Here is a 17,424-nt window from a genome sequence, read left to right as displayed (position 1 = left end):
GGCTGCTGGCCGGGCGCCGCCTCGCGACGGCGCCCCTGCCGGTTTAGAGGTCGTCGAAGAAGCGCTTCATGCCGTCGAACCAGCCACTGGCCCGGGGCGAATGGGAGCTGTCGCTCTGCAGGGTGTTGCGAAACTCCTCGAGCAGCTCGCGCTGACGCCGGCTCAGGTTGACTGGGGTCTCCACCACCACCTTGCACATCAGATCGCCAGCGCCACCTCCACGCACGGGCGTCACGCCCTTGCCGCGCAGGCGGAACATCTTGCCGGTCTGAGTGCCTTCGGGGATCTTCAGCTTGACGCGGCCATCCAGGGTCGGCACTTCCAGTTCACCACCCAGGGCGGCGTCGGTGAAGTTGATCGGCACCTCGCAATAGAGATGCTTGCCGTCACGCTGGAAGATCGAGTGCTCGCGCACATTGACCACCACGTAGAGGTCGCCACTGGGACCACCCAGGGTCCCGGCTTCGCCTTCGCCGGTCAGACGGATGCGGTCGCCCGTGTCGACGCCCGCCGGCACCTTGACCGACAGGGTCTTCTGCTCTTCCACGCGACCCTGGCCATGACAGGCCGTGCAGGGCTCGGGAATGATCTTGCCGCTGCCGTGGCAGCGCGGGCAGGTTTGCTGCACCGAGAAGAAACCTTGCTGCATCCGCACCTGGCCAATGCCGCCACAGGTGGGGCAGGTGGACGCCGAGGTACCTGGCTTGGCGCCATTGCCGTCGCACACCTTGCACTCGACCAGGGTGGGCACGCGAATGGTGACCGTGGTCCCGCGCACTGCCTCTTCGAGGTCCAGATCCAGGGTATAGCGCAGATCGGCACCGCGCTGCGGACCGCCGCGGCCACCGGCACCACCGCGCCCGCCGAAGAAGTCGCTGAAGACGTCGCCGAAGATGTCGGAGAAGTTCGCGCCCCCTGCGGCGCCGCCGAAACCGCCGCCGCCCATGCTCGGATCGACGCCAGCATGGCCGTACTGGTCGTAGGCCGAGCGCTTGCCCGCATCGGACAGCACTTCGTAGGCCTCCGCGGCCTCCTTGAATTGCTCTTCGGCAGCTGCGTCCCCCGGATTGCGATCCGGGTGGTATTTCATCGCCAGGCGTCGGTAGGCTTTCTTGAGCTCGGCTTCGCTGGCGCCGCGCTCGACCCCGAGCACCTCATAGTAATCACGTTTGGCCATAGACTTTCTGCACCTTAAATTTTCTCACCCTCCAGACACGCCAACGCGGGAGCAGGCTCCCGCGTGGCGGATCCGACGGGCCGAAGCCCGTCAGGTGCGGTAAGCACGGGGCTTACTTGTTGTCCTTCACTTCCTCGAACTCGGCGTCGACCACGTCGTCACCGGGCTTCTTGGCATCACCGTCCGCCTTGGCCGAGGCGCCTTCGGCACCTGCCGCAGCGCCCTGCTCGGAGTAGAGCTTCTGGGCCAGCGGCGCGGAGGCCTGGGACAGAGCATTCATCTTGGCTTCGATGGCGTCCTTGTCGTCACCGCGCACGGCGACTTCCAGTTCGCCAATGGCCTTCTCGATGGTGCTCTTCTCTTCGGCCGTGGCCTTGTCGCCCGCCTCGGTCAGCATCTTGCGAGTGCCGTGCACTAGGGCATCACCCTGGTTGCGAGCCGCGGCCAGCTCTTCGAACTTGCGATCCTCGTCGGCATTCGCCTCGGCGTCACGCACCATCTGCTGAATCTCGTCCTCGGACAGACCGGAGGATGCCTTGATGACGATGGACTGCTGCTTGCCGGTGGCCTTGTCCTTGGCGGACACGTTGAGGATACCGTTGGCGTCGATGTCGAAGGTCACCTCGATCTGCGGCACGCCACGCGGCGCCGGCGGGATCTCGGCCAGGTCGAACTTGCCCAGCGACTTGTTCTGCGCGGCCTGCTTGCGCTCGCCCTGCAGCACGTGGATGGTCACGGCGCCCTGGTTGTCGTCGGCAGTGGAGAACACCTGCGACTTCTTGGTCGGGATGGTGGTGTTCTTCTCGATCAGCGCGGTCATCACGCCACCCATGGTCTCGATGCCCAGGGTCAACGGGGTAACGTCCAGCAGCAGCACGTCCTTGACGTCACCGGCCAGCACGGCGCCCTGGATGGCGGCACCGATGGCGACGGCTTCGTCCGGGTTGACGTCCTTGCGCGCTTCCTTGCCGAAGAAATCGGCAACGCGCTTCTGCACCAGCGGCATGCGGGTCTGACCGCCCACCAGGATGACCTCGTGGATGTCGGAGACGTCCAGGCCGGAATCCTTCAGGGCAGTACGGCACGGCTCGATGGTGCGCTCGACCAGCTCTTCCACCAGGGACTCCAGCTTGGCGCGGGAGACCTTGACGTTCAGGTGCTTGGGACCGCTGGCATCGGCAGTGATGTACGGCAGGTTGACGTCGGTCTGGGTAGCCGAAGACAGTTCGATCTTGGCCTTCTCGGCAGCTTCCTTCAGGCGCTGCATGGCCAGCGGATCGCCCTTGAGGTTCATGCCGCTTTCTTTCTTGAATTCTTCGACGAGGTAGTCGATCAGGCGGATATCGAAGTCTTCACCACCCAGGAAGGTGTCGCCATTGGTGGCCAGCACCTCGAACTGATGCTCACCGTCGACCTCGGCGATCTCGATGACCGAGATATCGAAGGTACCGCCGCCCAGGTCATAGACGATCACGGTGTGGTCGCCCTTGGCCTTGTCCAGGCCATAGGCCAGGGCTGCCGCGGTGGGCTCGTTGATGATGCGCTTGACGTCCAGACCGGCGATCCGGCCAGCATCCTTGGTGGCCTGGCGCTGGCTGTCGTTGAAGTAGGCCGGCACGGTGATGACCGCTTCGGTGACGGTCTCGCCCAGGTAGTCCTCGGCGGTCTTCTTCATCTTTTTCAGGACTTCGGCAGAGATCTGCGGCGGCGCCATCTTCTGGCCCTTGGCTTCGACCCAGGCATCACCGTTGTCTGCCTTGACGATCTTGTAAGGGACCATCTGGATGTCTTTCTGCACGACGTTTTCTTCGTAACGCCGGCCGATCAGTCGCTTGACCGCATAGAGGGTGTTCTGCGGATTGGTCACCGCCTGGCGCTTGGCCGGCTGGCCAACCAGGGTCTCGCCATCGTTGGTGTAGGCGATGATGGACGGCGTGGTACGGGTGCCTTCGGCGTTTTCCAGTACCTTGACGTTGCCGTTTTCGAGGATCGCGACGCAGGAGTTGGTGGTCCCCAGGTCGATACCGATAATCTTGCCCATGTAGTCTTCTCCAGAAATCTCAGATTCCGCGCGGCCCGCTCAGGGGGCCTTTGATGTTCGCTTGCCTACCAGATGGGGCCGAGCGAAAGAATTTCAAGCCTTTTCGTCGATGCTCGGCTGCTGTGCGGCAGGGGCCTTGCTCACGACCACCATCGCCGGCCGCAGCAGGCGACCATTGAGCAGATAGCCCTTTTGAAACACCTTGAGCACGCTGCCCGGCTCGGCGGTGGCGCTCTCTTCCATGGCCATGGCTTGGTGGTGTTCCGGATTGAAAGGCGCGCCGTGGGGATCGACGGCCTCGACCTGATAGCGCTTGAGCGTGTCCTGTAGCATCTTCAGGGTCAGCTCCATGCCTTCGCGCATGGGCCTCAAGGCTTCGTCCGCGGCATTGGACAGCTCCAGGCCACGCTCCAGGCTGTCGAGTACCGGCAACAGATCGCCAGCAAATTTTTCCAGCGCGAACTTGTGCGCCTTCTCCACATCCTGCTCAGCGCGACGACGCACGTTCTGCAGGTCGGCGACGCTGCGCAGCGATTGATCCTGGGCAGCGGCGAGTTGCTCTTCGAGCGTGGCAACGCGGGCAGCGAGATCCTCGTGCTGGACGTCGCCCTGAGCGGCTGCTTCGTGCTCGGGAGTCTGGGAGTTCTGTTCGTCGGCCATGGAGTCCTCCTGTGATAATGCCGGTGGGCGCGCCCTCTAATGGACGACGCCTTGATCGATGGCGCCTATATGGGGCCGCCGGCCGGCGCTTCAAGAGCTGTATGGATTGCCAGTGCCCGAGAGGCACTGTATAAACAACCAGAAAACCGCCTCCGGAGATCGTCGCATGCTGGTGCATTTGTCCGTCCGCAACTACGCCATCGTCGAACACCTCGACCTCGACCTCGAGCGCGGCATGACCGTGATCACCGGCGAAACCGGCGCCGGCAAGTCCATCATGCTCGACGCCCTCGGCCTCACCCTTGGCGACCGCGCCGACAGCGATGCGGTCAGGCCTGGTGCCGACAAGGCCGATGTCCTGGCCAGCTTCGACACCACCGACATCCCCGAGGCGCGCCAGTGGCTCGCCGAGCGAGACCTGGAGCAGGACGGCCCCTGCCTGCTGCGCCGCGTCATCACCCGTGAAGGACGCTCGCGCGGCTATATCAATGGCTCGCCCTGCCCACTGGCCGACCTCAAGACCCTGGGCGGCCTGCTGATCGACATCCACAACCAGCACGAACACCAGTCGCTGCTCGGTCTCGACACCCATCGCCGGCTGCTGGACGAATACGCGGGCGCGGGCGAACTGGTTCGCCAGGTCCAGCTCGCCGCCCAGCGCTGGCGCCAGGTGCGCCAGACCCTGGAGCGTCTTACCCGCAACGGTGACGAACAGCGCGCTCGCCACCAGTTGCTCAGTTATCAGCTGGAAGAACTCGACAATCTCGCCCTGGCCGAGGGAGAGCTGCAGGCACTGGAACAGGAGCAGAGCGACCTGGCGAGCGCCGAGCACATCCTGCTGGCCTGCCGCCAGGCCATGGACCTCTGTACCGAGAACGAGCAGGGCAACGCCCAGTCAGCGCTCAATGCCAGCGTGGCACGCCTGACTGCCTTCGACCGCCCGCCTGCGCAGATCCAGGAAGCCAGCAACCTGCTCGCCTCCGCCCAGATCCAGATCGAGGAGGCGATGAATGAATTGAATCGCTTCGTCGATCATTTCGAAGCCGATCCGGAGCGCCAACAGGCCGTGCAGGAGCGTCTCGACAGCGTCTACAGTCTTGCCCGCAAGCATCGGGTGCAGCCCGAAGCCCTGCTGGAGCTGCACGACCAACTGCGCAATGAGCTGCAATCCCTGGACGCCGACGATGTCGCGCTGGAGCGCTTGCAAGAAGAATTGGCCGCCTTCGAGCGCCACTACCAGGAGAAGGCTGGCGAACTGAGTCGCCTGCGCGAGCAGCGCGCGCCAGAGCTCGCAGCAGCGGTCGAGACGGAAATGCAGCGCCTGGGCATGCCGGGCGGCCGCTTCAGTATCACGCTCACGCCGGGCAGTACCGGTGAACCCCAGCCACTGGGCAACGAGGGCGTCGAATTTCGCGTCAGCGCCAACCCGGGCCAACCCCTGCGCCCACTGGCCAAGGTCGCCTCGGGTGGTGAGCTGTCACGTATCAGCCTGGCCATCCAGGTCATTACCGCCCAGACCTCGCGCACCCCGACCCTGGTATTCGACGAGGTGGACGTCGGTATCGGCGGCCCGACGGCCGAGGTGGTCGGCCAACTGCTGCGGCAACTGGGTGAGCGTGGCCAGGTGCTGACGGTTACCCACCTACCCCAGGTCGCAGCCCAGGGTCACCAGCATCTGTTCGTGCACAAGGAGCGCGGCACCGACGAGACGCGCACTGCGGTCGCCAAGCTGGACCGGGCGCGGCGCGTGGAAGAGGTGGCGCGCATGCTCGGCGGCGTCGACCTCACCCGCGAATCCCTCGCCCACGCCCGCAAGCTGGTGGTCAGCCGCTAGCCGTCCACAGCACCAGACATGAAAAAGGCGACTCCGGGTCGCCTTTTTCATGTCTGGATCTTCACTTGCGCTGACGGATGTACAGCACCAGGTTGTGATCGACCAGCTCAAAACCGTGCTCTTCAACAATCTCGCGCTGACGCTTTTCGATCGACGCATCGGTGAACTCGATGACTTCGCCGGTATCCACATCCACCATGTGATCATGATGACCGGTATCAGCCAGCTCGAACACGGCATGGCCGCCATCGAAATTATGACGCACTACCAGACCAGCCGCCTCGAACTGGGTGAGGACCCGGTAGACCGTTGCCAGCCCTACGTCCTCGCCTGCTTCCATCAGCGCCTTGTAAACGTCTTCAGCGCTCATGTGGCGCTGCTCGGTGGTGTCCAGCATCTGCAATATCTTGACGCGCGGCAGGGTCACTTTCAGACCCGCTTTGCGGAGTTCGTTGTTCTCTACCATGCTCTTTCTCGGTGCCGAGTGCTTTCGCAGCCCTCGGGAATACGGGTATGATCGGTGCTTCGTTGCCCAGCAAGATAGTGGAAGTCTCCCACCGATGCAAAACCTCAAGCAAACGCTGACCGGGCTCTCTCTGATGGGCCTAGCCATGCTCGCCGGCTGCTCTCTGCCGGGGGTTTACAAGATCGACATCCAACAGGGCAACGTCGTCACCCAGGACATGATAGACCAGTTGCGCCCCGGAATGACCCGACAACAAGTCCGGTTTATCATGGGTTCGCCACTGATCCAGGACACCTTCCATCCCAATCGCTGGGACTATCTGTACAGCCTGCAGGCCGCCGGTGGCCAGCGTAAGCAGGAGCGTGTCAGCCTGGTGTTCAATGGCGACAATCAGTTGAGCGGCCTGGCTGGTGACTTCATGCCGGGCACCAGTCGCGAACAACGGATCATGGGCACTGACAGCGGCACCACAGTGGACTCCACTGCGCCGGTGCAACCTACTGAACCTGCGGCAGCGCCGGAAACGCCCGCGATCCCCGGCTCGACCGAAGACAGCATCCAGAAAGAGATCGACAGTGCTCGTCCGGCCGATGTCCCGACGCCCGAGCGCATCCGTACCGAAGGGCAGTGATTCTCGACTAGAGGCCGGCCTTCGACCTGGCCTTTTCTGCGCGCCGCTTGCGACTCTCCTTGGGGTCGGCAAGCAGCGGGCGATAGATCTCCACCCGATCTCCTTTTTCCAGCCTTCGCTCAGACGGGTTGATGACACGCTTGCCAAAGACGCCGACTTGGCACTGCGCGCGCTGGTCGGGCTGCAATTTCTCAAGCAGCCCCGAAGACAGCACCGCCTGCTCGACCGTGGCACCCTCATCCAGCTGCACACTCACTAGCCACTGCCGTTCCGGTAGCGCCAGCGCCACTTCGATGGGCAGGCGCTCAGCCATAGAGGGCTCGCGCACGCTGGCAGAAGGCATCCACCATGGTATTGGCCGCCTGATTGAACAGCGGCCCCAAGGTCGCGCGCACGATGGCGCTGTCGTATTCGAAGGAAAGATCCAGCGAGATCTTGCAGGCCTTGTCGCCCAGTGCCTTGAATGACCAAACGCCATGCAGCTGCTTAAAGGGCCCCTTCTCCAGATCCATGGTGATGGACTCGTCCGGCACCAGGGTATTGCGGGTCGTGAACTGCTGGCTGAGGCCACCCTTGGCCACAGTGAGACCGGCGCGCATCAGGCCTTCGTCCTGCTCAAGGATCTGGGCGGACGAGCACCACGGCAGGAACTCCGGATAACGGTCCACGTCATTAACGAGCGCATAGAGCGCTGAAGCTGGATAGGGCAGCAACGCTGAACGTTGGATGTGCGTGCTCATCGGAACCTCGTAGAATAGCGAATTCGGTGTCGGACCTTGAATTTGAGGGCGGCGCACGCAATTTACTCCCGCACCAGCCTGCCGCGGCCCAGAACCGCGGTATTGTCCGTGTTTGCTCATACCCGCTCAAGCGCGTGGCGACATTTCCCCCGACTCGCTGTACCCTGGAATCATGGCCAAGCAAAAGAAAGTCTCCCCCGGCAGCATCGCGCAAAACAAAAAAGCGCTACACGAATACTTCGTCGACACCCGTTTCGAAGCGGGTGTTTCTCTCGCAGGTTGGGAGGTCAAGAGCCTGAGAGCCGGCAAGGCGCAGCTGACTGATAGCTATGTCCTGCTCAAGGACGGCGAAGCCTGGCTGCTCGGCAGCCACATTACCCCGCTGCAGACGGCCAGCACCCATGTCATCGCCGATCCGACCCGGACCCGCAAACTGCTGCTGAACAAGCGTGAGCTGGGCAAGCTGTTCGGCGCCGTGCAACAGAAGGGTTACGCCTGCGTCGCCCTGTCGCTCTACTGGAAAAAGCACTTGGTCAAATGCGAAATCGCCTTGGCCAAGGGCAAGAAGGAATTCGACAAGCGCGCCACCGAACGCGAGCGCGATTCCGATCGCGAGATCCAGCGCGCCATCCGCAAGGACGCCAAGTGATAGAGCGGTCGAAAAACGTTTCGTCGACAATGACTTGCGTAGGACGGCTGGAATTCCTATAGTGAACGACCAGCAAGTTTTGGGGGCGATTAGGATTCGACGCCGGTAACGAAACTTGAGGGGCATGCCGAGCTGGTAGCAGAACTCGTAAATTCGCTGCTGCAAACTTATAGTTGCCAACGACGACAACTACGCTCTAGCTGCTTAACGCGGCTAGCAGTCGCTAGGGGATGCCTGTAAACCCGAAACGACTGTCAGATAGAACAGGATCGCCGCCAAGTTCGCTGTAGACGTAACGGCTAAAACTTATACAGCTCGCCCAAAGCACCCTGCCCGTCGGGCCGCAATGGGTTAACTCAGTAGACAGGGCTAAGCATGTAGAACCGATAGCGGAGAGCTGGCGGACGGGGGTTCAAATCCCCCCGCCTCCACCAAAAAGAAAGGGCAGCCACTGGCTGCCCTTTTTCTTTGCCCGATCGACGAGTCCCTTAGAAGGGAATGTCGTCATCGAAGCTGTCGTAGTCCTGCTGAGCCGGCTGCTGTTGCGGCTTGGGCTGCTGCTGGGGACGGCTGTTGCCGTTGCCGCCATTACCACCATTGTCGTACTGCGGTGCCGACTGCTGCGGACGGGGAGCACGCTGCTGCTGGGGCGCAGGTGCGCTCTGGTTGTATTCGTCGTTACCACCGGCATTGCCACCGCGGCCACCCAGCAACTGCATGTTGCCATTGATGTCGACCACGATTTCAGTGGTATAGCGATCCTGACCGTCCTGCCCCTGCCACTTGCGAGTGCGCAGGGAGCCCTCGACATAGACCTGGGAGCCCTTGCGGATGTACTCGCCGGCGATCTCGGCAAGGCGACCGAAGAACACCACGCGGTGCCACTCGGTGCGATCCTGCTGTTGGCCGGTCTGCTTGTCCTTCCAGCTCTCACTGGTGGCGAGGGTGACATTGGTCACCGCGTTGCCATTGGGCATGTAACGGGTTTCGGGATCGGCGCCGGCGTTGCCGACGAGGATGACTTTGTTGACGCCACGGGCCATATGAATCTCCTGGTGAGGCTGTCGATCAAGCGGCGACTGGCGTTTGGCTTACCAGTCGCTCCAATTGCGCTCGATCGACGATTTTAGTATCGATCTTGATGTAGACGGCTTGTTCTTCCGCCACCACTACCGCGTCGGTCACTCCAGCCAGGGCCAACAGGCGTCCGACCAATCCTTGGTCGTTGACTAGCTCAGGCGCAACCGGCAAACGCAGACTGGTGACATAGGGCGGTTCCCGCATCGTACCAGCTATCACCGCCCATCCCAGGCAAAGCGCTGCACAACCCAGGAAGACGGTGGACAGACCACCATGCTGGAACAGCCAGCCACCGAGGATACCGCCCAACGCGGAACCAAGGAACTGACTGGTGGAATAGATCCCCATGGCGGTGCCCTTGCCACCGGCTGGCGCCACCTTGCTCACCAGCGACGGCAGCGAGGCCTCCAGCAGATTGAAGGCGGTGAAGAACACCACGATGCCGATGACCAGGGCCACCAGGCTACCGCTGAAGAAAAAGAAGTACAGCTCGCACAGCACCAGCACGCTGATGGCACCCACCAGCACGCGCTTCATGCGCCGCTTCTTTTCACCATAGATGATGAAAGGGACCATGGCGAAGAAGCCGACCACCAGCGCCGTGAGGTAGACCCACCAGTGCTCTTCCTTGGGTAGACCGGCATGGTCGGCCAGTGCCAGGGGCAGGACGACGAAACTGGCCATCAGTACGGCGTGCAGTGACAGGATCCCGAAGTCCAACCGCAGCAGATCCCGATTGCGCAGAGTGGCGCCCAGCGCCTGCCGGGCCAGGTTCGACTCCCGATGGGAGAAGGGCGAGGCATGGCGTGGCACCAGAAACAGCACAAGCAGCAGACCAATCAGCGCCAGCCCACAGGTGGCCCAGAACAGGCCAGCAAGCCCATAGGCTCGCGTCAGCAGCGGCCCGGTGACCATCGCCACGGCAAAGGACACACCAATGCTCATGCCGATGGTGGCCATGGCCTTGGTCCGGTGCTGTTCGCGGGTCAGGTCCGACAGCAGCGCCATGATGGCCGCGGAAATGGCGCCGCCACCCTGCACGATACGACCGGCGATAACACCCCAGATGGAATGGGCATTGGCGGCAATGGCGGCACCAACTGCGAACACCAGCAGTCCACCTATGATGATGGGTCGCCGACCGATTCGATCAGACAGGGTGCCCAGGGGAATTTGCAGTACTGCCTGGGTCAAACCATAGGCACCTATGGCAAGACCAATAAGTGCGGGAGTCGCATCCGCCAACTCCTGACCATAGGTCGCCAGGACCGGAAGCACCATGAACATACCGAGCATACGAAAGGCGAAGACCAGGGCCAGCCCCAGGGCGGCACGGCGTTCGACGCCGTTCATGGCTTCACTGCGCTTGTCGAGCATTGATAATCCTCTCGTCGGCGACAGGCTTTTACGTCGCCAAACAGCTTTAAAACAGTCGTGACAATGACCATTTAGGGAGGAAGCGGTGAAGATAGCCGAGCGCTCGTCCGAACGTTCCAGACCGCCAGGATCACGAACGCCCGATCACCGCTATCGGGCCAGCAATTTTACCAGCCTTGACCCCTCTCTCACAGGCGCGGCAGATAGCCGCAGCCCATGACGAGGCTCCAGTCCTATTGAAGCGCCGCCAAAACGAGGCAGAAGTTTACGTGGATAAAATCCTCATCCGTGGGGCCCGCACCCATAACCTGAAGAACATCGACCTTACCCTTCCCCGGGACAAGCTCATCGTCATCACTGGGTTGTCCGGCTCCGGCAAATCCTCACTGGCCTTCGACACTCTCTATGCCGAAGGCCAGCGCCGCTATGTGGAATCCCTGTCGGCTTACGCCCGGCAATTCCTGTCGATGATGGAAAAGCCCGATGTGGATACCATCGAAGGCCTGTCTCCGGCGATTTCCATCGAGCAGAAGTCCACCTCGCACAACCCACGCTCCACCGTGGGCACCATCACCGAAATCTATGACTACCTGCGCCTGCTCTATGCTCGAGTCGGAACACCGCGCTGTCCGGAGCATGACGTGCCCCTGGAAGCCCAGACCGTCAGCCAGATGGTTGATCAGGTACTGGCCATGCCAGAGGGCCAGCGACTGATGCTGCTCGCCCCCATCGTGCGCGAGCGTAAGGGCGAGCACCTGTCCGTCTTCGAGGAGCTGCGCGCCCAGGGCTTCGTGCGCGTGCGCGTCAACGGCCGTCTGTACGAGACGGACGAGCTGCCCAAGCTCGACAAGCAGAAAAAGCACACCATCGAGGTGGTGGTGGATCGTTTCAAGGTGCGTGAAGACCTGCAGCAGCGCCTGGCGGAATCCTTCGAGACCGCCTTGAAGCTGGCTGACGACATCGCCATCATCGCGCCCATGGAGGGGGAGACCGGCGAAGAGATCGTCTTCTCCGCACGCTTCGCCTGCCCGATCTGCGGCTTCTCCATCGGCGAGCTAGAGCCCAAGCTGTTTTCCTTCAACAACCCCGCCGGTGCCTGCCCTACCTGCGACGGCCTGGGCGTGAAGCAATTCTTCGATGCCCGCCGCGTGGTCAACGAGGAGATGAGCCTCAGCGAGGGCGCCATTCGTGGCTGGGACAGACGCAACGTCTACTACTTCCAGATGCTCGGCTCGCTGGCGAGCCACTATGGCTTCAGCCTGGACGAACCTTTCAAGAGCCTGGACGACAGGCATCGCAAGGCGGTACTCAGCGGCTCCGGGCGCGAGAGCGTCAACTTCCGCTACCTCAATGATCGCGGCGACATCGTCAAGCGTGCCCATCCGTTCGAAGGCATCCTGCCGAACCTGGAACGGCGTTACCGCGAGACCGAATCCCAGAGCGTGCGTGAAGAGCTGGCCAAGTATCTGAGCACCCAGCACTGCCCCGAATGCAACGGGACTCGTCTGCGGCGCGAAGCCCGGCATGTCTGGGTTGGCGACAAGACCCTGCCAGCGGTCACCCGCCTGCCGGTAGGCGATGCCACCCAATACTTTCAGGACCTCAGCCTCAAGGGTCAGCGGCAACAGATCGCCGACAAGATCCTCAAGGAGATCCGCGAGCGCCTGCAGTTCCTGGTCAACGTTGGCCTGGACTACCTGACGCTGGATCGCAGTGCGGACACCCTGTCCGGTGGCGAGGCCCAGCGTATCCGCCTGGCCAGTCAGATCGGGGCAGGCCTGGTGGGCGTCATGTACATCCTCGACGAGCCCTCCATCGGGCTGCACCAGCGCGACAACGAGCGCTTGCTGGGCACCCTGACCCACCTGCGTGATCTGGGCAATACCGTCATCGTTGTCGAGCACGACGAGGATGCCATTCGCCTGGCGGACTATGTCATCGATATCGGCCCCGGCGCTGGCATACACGGCGGCCAGATCATCGCGGAAGGCACGCCTGACCAAGTCATGAAGCATCCTGACTCGGTGACGGGTCAGTACCTATCAGGTCGCAAGAAGATCGTCGTGCCTGCCAAGCGCACGGCACGTGACAAGAAAAAGCTGCTGAAGCTCAAAGGCGCTCGAGGCAACAACCTGCAGAACGTGAATCTGGAGATTCCGGTAGGCCTGCTGACCTGTGTGACCGGGGTATCCGGCTCAGGGAAATCGACCCTGATCAATAACACCCTGTTCCCGCTGACCGCCACGGCGCTCAATGGCGCAACGACCTTGGAAGTTGCAACCCACGACAGCTTCGATGGCATGCAGCACCTGGACAAGGTAGTGGACATCGACCAAAGCCCCATCGGCCGGACACCGCGCTCCAACCCGGCGACCTACACCGGCCTCTTCACTCCCATCCGCGAGCTGTTCTCCGGCGTCCCGGAATCCCGTTCCCGTGGCTACACTCCAGGGCGCTTCTCCTTCAACGTCAAGGGCGGTCGCTGCGAGGCCTGCCAGGGTGACGGAGTCATCAAGGTGGAGATGCACTTCCTGCCTGACGTCTACGTCGCCTGTGATGTCTGCAAGGGCAAGAGATACAACCGCGAGACCTTGGAAGTGAAGTACAAGGGCAAGACCATCACCGAGGTGCTGGACATGACCATCGAAGAGGCCCATGCCTTCTTCGAATCCATCCCGGCCTTGGCGCGCAAGCTGCAAACGCTTATGGATGTGGGCCTGTCCTATATACGCCTGGGCCAGAGCGCTACGACCTTGTCAGGCGGTGAGGCCCAACGTGTGAAGCTGGCGCGGGAGCTGTCCAAGCGGGATACCGGCAAAACGCTCTATATCCTGGATGAACCCACTACCGGCCTGCACTTCGCCGATATCCAGCAACTGCTGGACGTGCTGCATCGACTGCGGGATCACGGTAATACCGTAGTGGTGATCGAGCACAATCTGGACGTCATCAAGACCGCCGACTGGTTGGTGGACCTAGGACCGGAAGGTGGCTCCAAGGGCGGCCAGATCATCGCGACGGGTACCCCGGAAGACGTCGCGGCCAACAAGAAGTCCTATACCGGCCATTTCCTCAAGCCCTTGTTGGAGCGTGACCGAGAGTAGCCCGGGTACCGACCCGAACGCAAAAAGCCCGGCAGATGCCGGGCTTTTTATTGCTCTGTTATTTGATCTCGTGACGCCGCCGTGGGTTGGGCTGAGCACAGCAAGGCCAACATCCAGCTATATGATCGCGGCCATGGCGATCCGCCGATGCGGCCGCTCCTACGATATGACTTCTTGTAGGAGCGGCCCATGGCCACGGTGGCCATAACAGCCCGGCACAGCCGGGCTGTTTTTTGCTTTTGCTCTTGCAGACCTCGAACCGCACCTGATCCAGCAAGCGCCGCTTAAGCCTCAGCCGCACGACTTCTAGTCCCCTCTCCCCCCTGGGAGAGAGTTAGGGTGAGGGCAGCCTCAACCGCATGGCTTCCCGGTTTCCCGGCTTCCGCCTGCAGGCCCTCCGCCCGAGCCCCTTGGCGTCTCGCCAAACTTTTCCCGCCCCAAAGACAACACCCCCGTCAGAATGAACTGAGCGGGGGTGCTGGGTGTTAGGCGCTTGACGATGACCTACTCTCACATGGGGAAACCCCACACTACCATCGGCGATGCATCGTTTCACTTCTGAGTTCGGGAAGGGATCAGGTGGTTCCAATGCTCTATGTTCGTCAAGCAATTCGGTTGGCTGGCCAGGCGATAAGGCTGCCTGACTGGCCCAATTGGGTCTGTGATCGAAGTAGACAATTCGTCTTGGGTCTTGCGAACCCACGCGCCCGTTTTCGGCGTCGTCTTCCTCACGCTCTGACCTGCGGTCAGATTGTTTGGGTGTTATATGGTCAAGCCTCACGGGCAATTAGTATCGGTTAGCTCAACGCCTCACAGCGCTTACACACCCGACCTATCAACGTCGTAGTCTTCGACGGCCCTTTAGGAAGCTCAAGGCTCCAGTGAGATCTCATCTTGAGGCAAGTTTCCCGCTTAGATGCTTTCAGCGGTTATCTCTTCCGAACATAGCTACCCGGCGATGCCACTGGCGTGACAACCGGAACACCAGAGGTTCGTCCACTCCGGTCCTCTCGTACTAGGAGCAGCCCCTCTCAAATCTCAAACGTCCACGGCAGATAGGGACCGAACTGTCTCACGACGTTCTAAACCCAGCTCGCGTACCACTTTAAATGGCGAACAGCCATACCCTTGGGACCGGCTTCAGCCCCAGGATGTGATGAGCCGACATCGAGGTGCCAAACACCGCCGTCGATATGAACTCTTGGGCGGTATCAGCCTGTTATCCCCGGAGTACCTTTTATCCGTTGAGCGATGGCCCTTCCATACAGAACCACCGGATCACTAAGACCTACTTTCGTACCTGCTCGACGTGTCTGTCTCGCAGTCAAGCGCGCTTTTGCCTTTATACTCTACGACCGATTTCCGACCGGTCTGAGCGCACCTTCGTACTCCTCCGTTACTCTTTAGGAGGAGACCGCCCCAGTCAAACTGCCCACCATACACTGTCCTCGATCCGGATAACGGACCAGAGTTAGAACCTCAAGGTTGCCAGGGTGGTATTTCAAGGATGGCTCCACGCAGACTGGCGTCCACGCTTCAAAGCCTCCCACCTATCCTACACAAGCAAGCTCAAAGTCCAGTGCAAAGCTACAGTAAAGGTTCACGGGGTCTTTCCGTCTAGCCGCGGATACACTGCATCTTCACAGCGATTTCAATTTCACTGAGTCTCGGGTGGAGACAGCGCCGCCATCGTTACGCCATTCGTGCAGGTCGGAACTTACCCGACAAGGAATTTCGCTACCTTAGGACCGTTATAGTTACGGCCGCCGTTTACCGGGGCTTCGATCAAGAGCTTCGCTTGCGCTAACCCCATCAATTAACCTTCCGGCACCGGGCAGGCGTCACACCCTATACGTCCACTTTCGTGTTTGCAGAGTGCTGTGTTTTTAATAAACAGTCGCAGCGGCCTGGTATCTTCGACCGGCATGAGCTTACGGGGTAAACCCTTCACCCTCACCGGCGCACCTTCTCCCGAAGTTACGGTGCCATTTTGCCTAGTTCCTTCACCCGAGTTCTCTCAAGCGCCTTGGTATTCTCTACCCGACCACCTGTGTCGGTTTGGGGTACGGTTCCTAGTTACCTGAAGCTTAGAGGCTTTTCCTGGAAGCATGGCATCAACCACTTCTCCTTCTAAAAGAAGGATCGTCATCAGTTCTCGGCCTTAACTGTCCGGATTTACCTAAACAGTCAGCCTACCACCTTAAACTTGGACAACCATCGCCAAGCTGGCCTAGCCTTCTCCGTCCCCCCATCGCAGTAACTAGAAGTACGGGAATATTAACCCGTTTCCCATCGACTACGCCTTTCAGCCTCGCCTTAGGGACCGACTCACCCTGCGTCGATTAACGTTGCGCAGGAACCCTTGGTCTTTCGGCGTGCGAGTTTTTCACTCGCATTGTCGTTACTCATGTCAGCATTCGCACTTCTGATACCTCCAGCAAGCTTCTCAACTCACCTTCACAGGCTTACAGAACGCTCCTCTACCGCATCACCAAAGGTGATACCCGTAGCTTCGGTGCCTGGTTTGAGCCCCGTTACATCTTCCGCGCAGGCCGACTCGACTAGTGAGCTATTACGCTTTCTTTAAAGGGTGGCTGCTTCTAAGCCAACCTCCTAGCTGTCTAAGCCTTCCCACATCGTTTACCACTTAACCAGGACTTTGGGACCTTAGCTGACGGTCTGGGTTGTTTCCCTTTTCACGACGGACGTTAGCACCCGCCGTGTGTCTCCCATGCTCGGCACTTCTGGGTATTCGGAGTTTGCATCGGTTTGGTAAGTCGGGATGACCCCCTAGCCGAAACAGTGCTCTACCCCCCAGAGTGATACATGAGGCGCTACCTAAATAGCTTTCGAGGAGAACCAGCTATCTCCGAGCTTGATTAGCCTTTCACTCCGATCCACAAGTCATCCCCTGCCTTTTCAACGGAAGTGGGTTCGGTCCTCCAGTCAGTGTTACCTAACCTTCAACCTGCTCATGGATAGATCGCCCGGTTTCGGGTCTATTCCCAGCGACTAGACGCCCTATTAAGACTCGCTTTCGCTACGCCTCCCCTATTCGGTTAAGCTCGCCACTGAAAATAAGTCGCTGACCCATTATACAAAAGGTACGCAGTCACCCAACAAAGTGGGCTCCCACTGCTTGTACGCATACGGTTTCAGGTTCTATTTCACTCCCCTCTCCGGGGTTCTTTTCGCCTTTCCCTCACGGTACTGGTTCACTATCGGTCAGTCAGGAGTATTTAGCCTTGGAGGATGGTCCCCCCATATTCAGACAGGGTTTCTCGTGCCCCGTCCTACTCGATTTCATTGATAAGAGCGTTTCGCGTACAGGGCTATCACCCACTATGGCCGCACTTTCCAGAGCGTTCCGCTACTCTCAAATCAACTTAAGGGCTGGTCCCCGTTCGCTCGCCACTACTAAGGGAATCTCGGTTGATTTCTTTTCCTCAGGGTACTTAGATGTTTCAGTTCCCCTGGTTCGCCTCTTAACCCTATGGATTCAGGTTAAGATACCTAGCTTATGCTAGGTGGGTTTCCCCATTCAGAGATCTCCGGGTCACAGGTCATTTGCCACCTCACCGAAGCTTATCGCAGGCTATCACGTCTTTCATCGCCTCTGACTGCCAAGGCATCCACCGTATGCGCTTCTTCACTTGACCATATAA

12 protein-coding genes, 2 rRNA genes and 1 other RNA gene are annotated in these 17,424 nt (G+C 60.5%); 5 read left to right on the top strand and 10 right to left on the bottom strand.

The window, feature by feature from the left end; genetic code table 11:
- Positions 1 to 43: 43 nt before the first annotated feature.
- The 3 genes from dnaJ to grpE all read right to left on the bottom strand — a co-directional run bounded on the left by dnaJ (position 44) and on the right by grpE (position 3,878).
- Positions 44 to 1,177: a molecular chaperone DnaJ gene (gene dnaJ, locus ACWPW1_RS02960; protein WP_059313360.1), complete on the bottom strand. Its 1,134-nt coding sequence runs from the start codon at positions 1,175 to 1,177 to the stop codon at positions 44 to 46.
- Positions 1,178 to 1,289: 112 nt separating this feature from the next.
- A complete protein-coding gene (gene dnaK, locus ACWPW1_RS02955) occupies positions 1,290 to 3,218 on the bottom strand; it encodes a molecular chaperone DnaK (RefSeq protein WP_059313359.1) in 1,929 nt (642 codons plus the stop codon).
- Between the two features lie 93 nt (positions 3,219 to 3,311).
- Entirely contained in the window at positions 3,312 to 3,878 is a 567-nt protein-coding gene (gene grpE, locus ACWPW1_RS02950) for a nucleotide exchange factor GrpE (RefSeq protein WP_059313358.1), read from the bottom strand.
- 166 nt (positions 3,879 to 4,044) lie between these two features.
- On the opposite strand from grpE, the gene recN reads away from it, so the two are divergent.
- Positions 4,045 to 5,712: a DNA repair protein RecN gene (recN, locus tag ACWPW1_RS02945; RefSeq protein ID WP_059313357.1), complete on the top strand. Its 1,668-nt coding sequence runs from the start codon at positions 4,045 to 4,047 to the stop codon at positions 5,710 to 5,712.
- A 61-nt stretch (positions 5,713 to 5,773) separates the two neighbouring features.
- On the opposite strand, the gene fur is transcribed toward recN, so the two are convergent.
- Positions 5,774 to 6,178, bottom strand: a complete 405-nt coding sequence (gene fur, locus ACWPW1_RS02940) for a ferric iron uptake transcriptional regulator (RefSeq protein WP_007162667.1) — start codon at positions 6,176 to 6,178, stop codon at positions 5,774 to 5,776.
- 94 nt (positions 6,179 to 6,272) lie between these two features.
- Here fur and ACWPW1_RS02935 point away from each other — a divergent pair, with 94 nt between their 5' ends.
- Positions 6,273 to 6,809 (top strand): outer membrane protein assembly factor BamE, encoded by a 537-nt coding sequence (locus tag ACWPW1_RS02935; RefSeq protein WP_454252319.1) that lies wholly within the window; start codon positions 6,273 to 6,275, stop codon positions 6,807 to 6,809.
- A 7-nt stretch (positions 6,810 to 6,816) separates the two neighbouring features.
- Here ACWPW1_RS02935 and ACWPW1_RS02930 read toward each other — a convergent pair whose 3' ends face one another.
- Positions 6,817 to 7,122, bottom strand: coding sequence for an RnfH family protein (locus ACWPW1_RS02930; protein ID WP_454252318.1), 306 nt, complete (start codon positions 7,120 to 7,122; stop codon positions 6,817 to 6,819).
- Positions 7,115 to 7,549, bottom strand: coding sequence for a type II toxin-antitoxin system RatA family toxin (locus ACWPW1_RS02925; RefSeq protein ID WP_017640639.1), 435 nt, complete (start codon positions 7,547 to 7,549; stop codon positions 7,115 to 7,117). Before ACWPW1_RS02925 ends, ACWPW1_RS02930 begins: the two co-directional genes overlap by 8 nt.
- A 172-nt stretch (positions 7,550 to 7,721) precedes the next feature.
- On the opposite strand from ACWPW1_RS02925, the gene smpB reads away from it, so the two are divergent.
- Both smpB and ssrA read left to right on the top strand, forming a co-directional pair.
- Positions 7,722 to 8,198 (top strand): SsrA-binding protein SmpB, encoded by a 477-nt coding sequence (smpB, locus tag ACWPW1_RS02920; RefSeq protein WP_007162671.1) that lies wholly within the window; start codon positions 7,722 to 7,724, stop codon positions 8,196 to 8,198.
- A gap of 81 nt (positions 8,199 to 8,279) precedes the next feature.
- Positions 8,280 to 8,632, top strand: a transfer-messenger RNA (tmRNA) gene (gene ssrA, locus ACWPW1_RS02915).
- A gap of 54 nt (positions 8,633 to 8,686) precedes the next feature.
- Here the strand turns inward: ssrA and ssb are convergent.
- Both ssb and ACWPW1_RS02905 read right to left on the bottom strand, forming a co-directional pair.
- Positions 8,687 to 9,241 (bottom strand): single-stranded DNA-binding protein, encoded by a 555-nt coding sequence (gene ssb / locus ACWPW1_RS02910; RefSeq protein ID WP_059313354.1) that lies wholly within the window; start codon positions 9,239 to 9,241, stop codon positions 8,687 to 8,689.
- 25 nt (positions 9,242 to 9,266) lie between these two features.
- A complete protein-coding gene (locus ACWPW1_RS02905) occupies positions 9,267 to 10,655 on the bottom strand; it encodes an MFS transporter (RefSeq protein ID WP_059313353.1) in 1,389 nt (462 codons plus the stop codon).
- Positions 10,656 to 10,924: 269 nt separating this feature from the next.
- On the opposite strand from ACWPW1_RS02905, the gene uvrA reads away from it, so the two are divergent.
- A complete protein-coding gene (gene uvrA, locus ACWPW1_RS02900; RefSeq protein ID WP_454252317.1) occupies positions 10,925 to 13,759 on the top strand; it encodes an excinuclease ABC subunit UvrA in 2,835 nt (944 codons plus the stop codon).
- Positions 13,760 to 14,250: 491 nt separating this feature from the next.
- Here uvrA and rrf read toward each other — a convergent pair.
- Both rrf and ACWPW1_RS02890 read right to left on the bottom strand, forming a co-directional pair.
- Positions 14,251 to 14,366 (bottom strand): 5S ribosomal RNA (gene rrf / locus ACWPW1_RS02895).
- A gap of 159 nt (positions 14,367 to 14,525) precedes the next feature.
- Positions 14,526 to 17,418: ribosomal RNA gene (locus ACWPW1_RS02890) — 23S ribosomal RNA — on the bottom strand.
- Positions 17,419 to 17,424 lie beyond the last annotated feature (6 nt).

It is taken from the genome of Pseudomonas sp. Marseille-Q7302 (genome assembly GCF_965111925.1).
Note: the sequence above shows the minus strand (reverse complement) of the source record. Positions and strands in the feature narration are given on the sequence as shown.

Bases quoted from the DNA above. Each gene is read 5' to 3' on its own strand.
- grpE (WP_059313358.1), bottom strand. From the start codon at position 3,878: ATGGCCGACGAACAGAACTCCCAGACTCCCGAGCACGAAGCAGCCGCT.
- ACWPW1_RS02935 (WP_454252319.1), top strand. From the start codon at position 6,273: ATGCAAAACCTCAAGCAAACGCTGACCGGGCTCTCTCTGATGGGCCTA.
- ACWPW1_RS02925 (WP_017640639.1), bottom strand. From the start codon at position 7,549: ATGAGCACGCACATCCAACGTTCAGCGTTGCTGCCCTATCCAGCTTCA.
- ssb (WP_059313354.1), bottom strand. From the start codon at position 9,241: ATGGCCCGTGGCGTCAACAAAGTCATCCTCGTCGGCAACGCCGGCGCC.
- ACWPW1_RS02905 (WP_059313353.1), bottom strand. From the start codon at position 10,655: ATGCTCGACAAGCGCAGTGAAGCCATGAACGGCGTCGAACGCCGTGCC.
- fur (WP_007162667.1), bottom strand. From the start codon at position 6,178: ATGGTAGAGAACAACGAACTCCGCAAAGCGGGTCTGAAAGTGACCCTG.
- smpB (WP_007162671.1), top strand. From the start codon at position 7,722: ATGGCCAAGCAAAAGAAAGTCTCCCCCGGCAGCATCGCGCAAAACAAA.
- dnaK (WP_059313359.1), bottom strand. From the start codon at position 3,218: ATGGGCAAGATTATCGGTATCGACCTGGGGACCACCAACTCCTGCGTC.
- recN (WP_059313357.1), top strand. From the start codon at position 4,045: ATGCTGGTGCATTTGTCCGTCCGCAACTACGCCATCGTCGAACACCTC.
- ACWPW1_RS02930 (WP_454252318.1), bottom strand. From the start codon at position 7,122: ATGGCTGAGCGCCTGCCCATCGAAGTGGCGCTGGCGCTACCGGAACGG.
- dnaJ (WP_059313360.1), bottom strand. From the start codon at position 1,177: ATGGCCAAACGTGATTACTATGAGGTGCTCGGGGTCGAGCGCGGCGCC.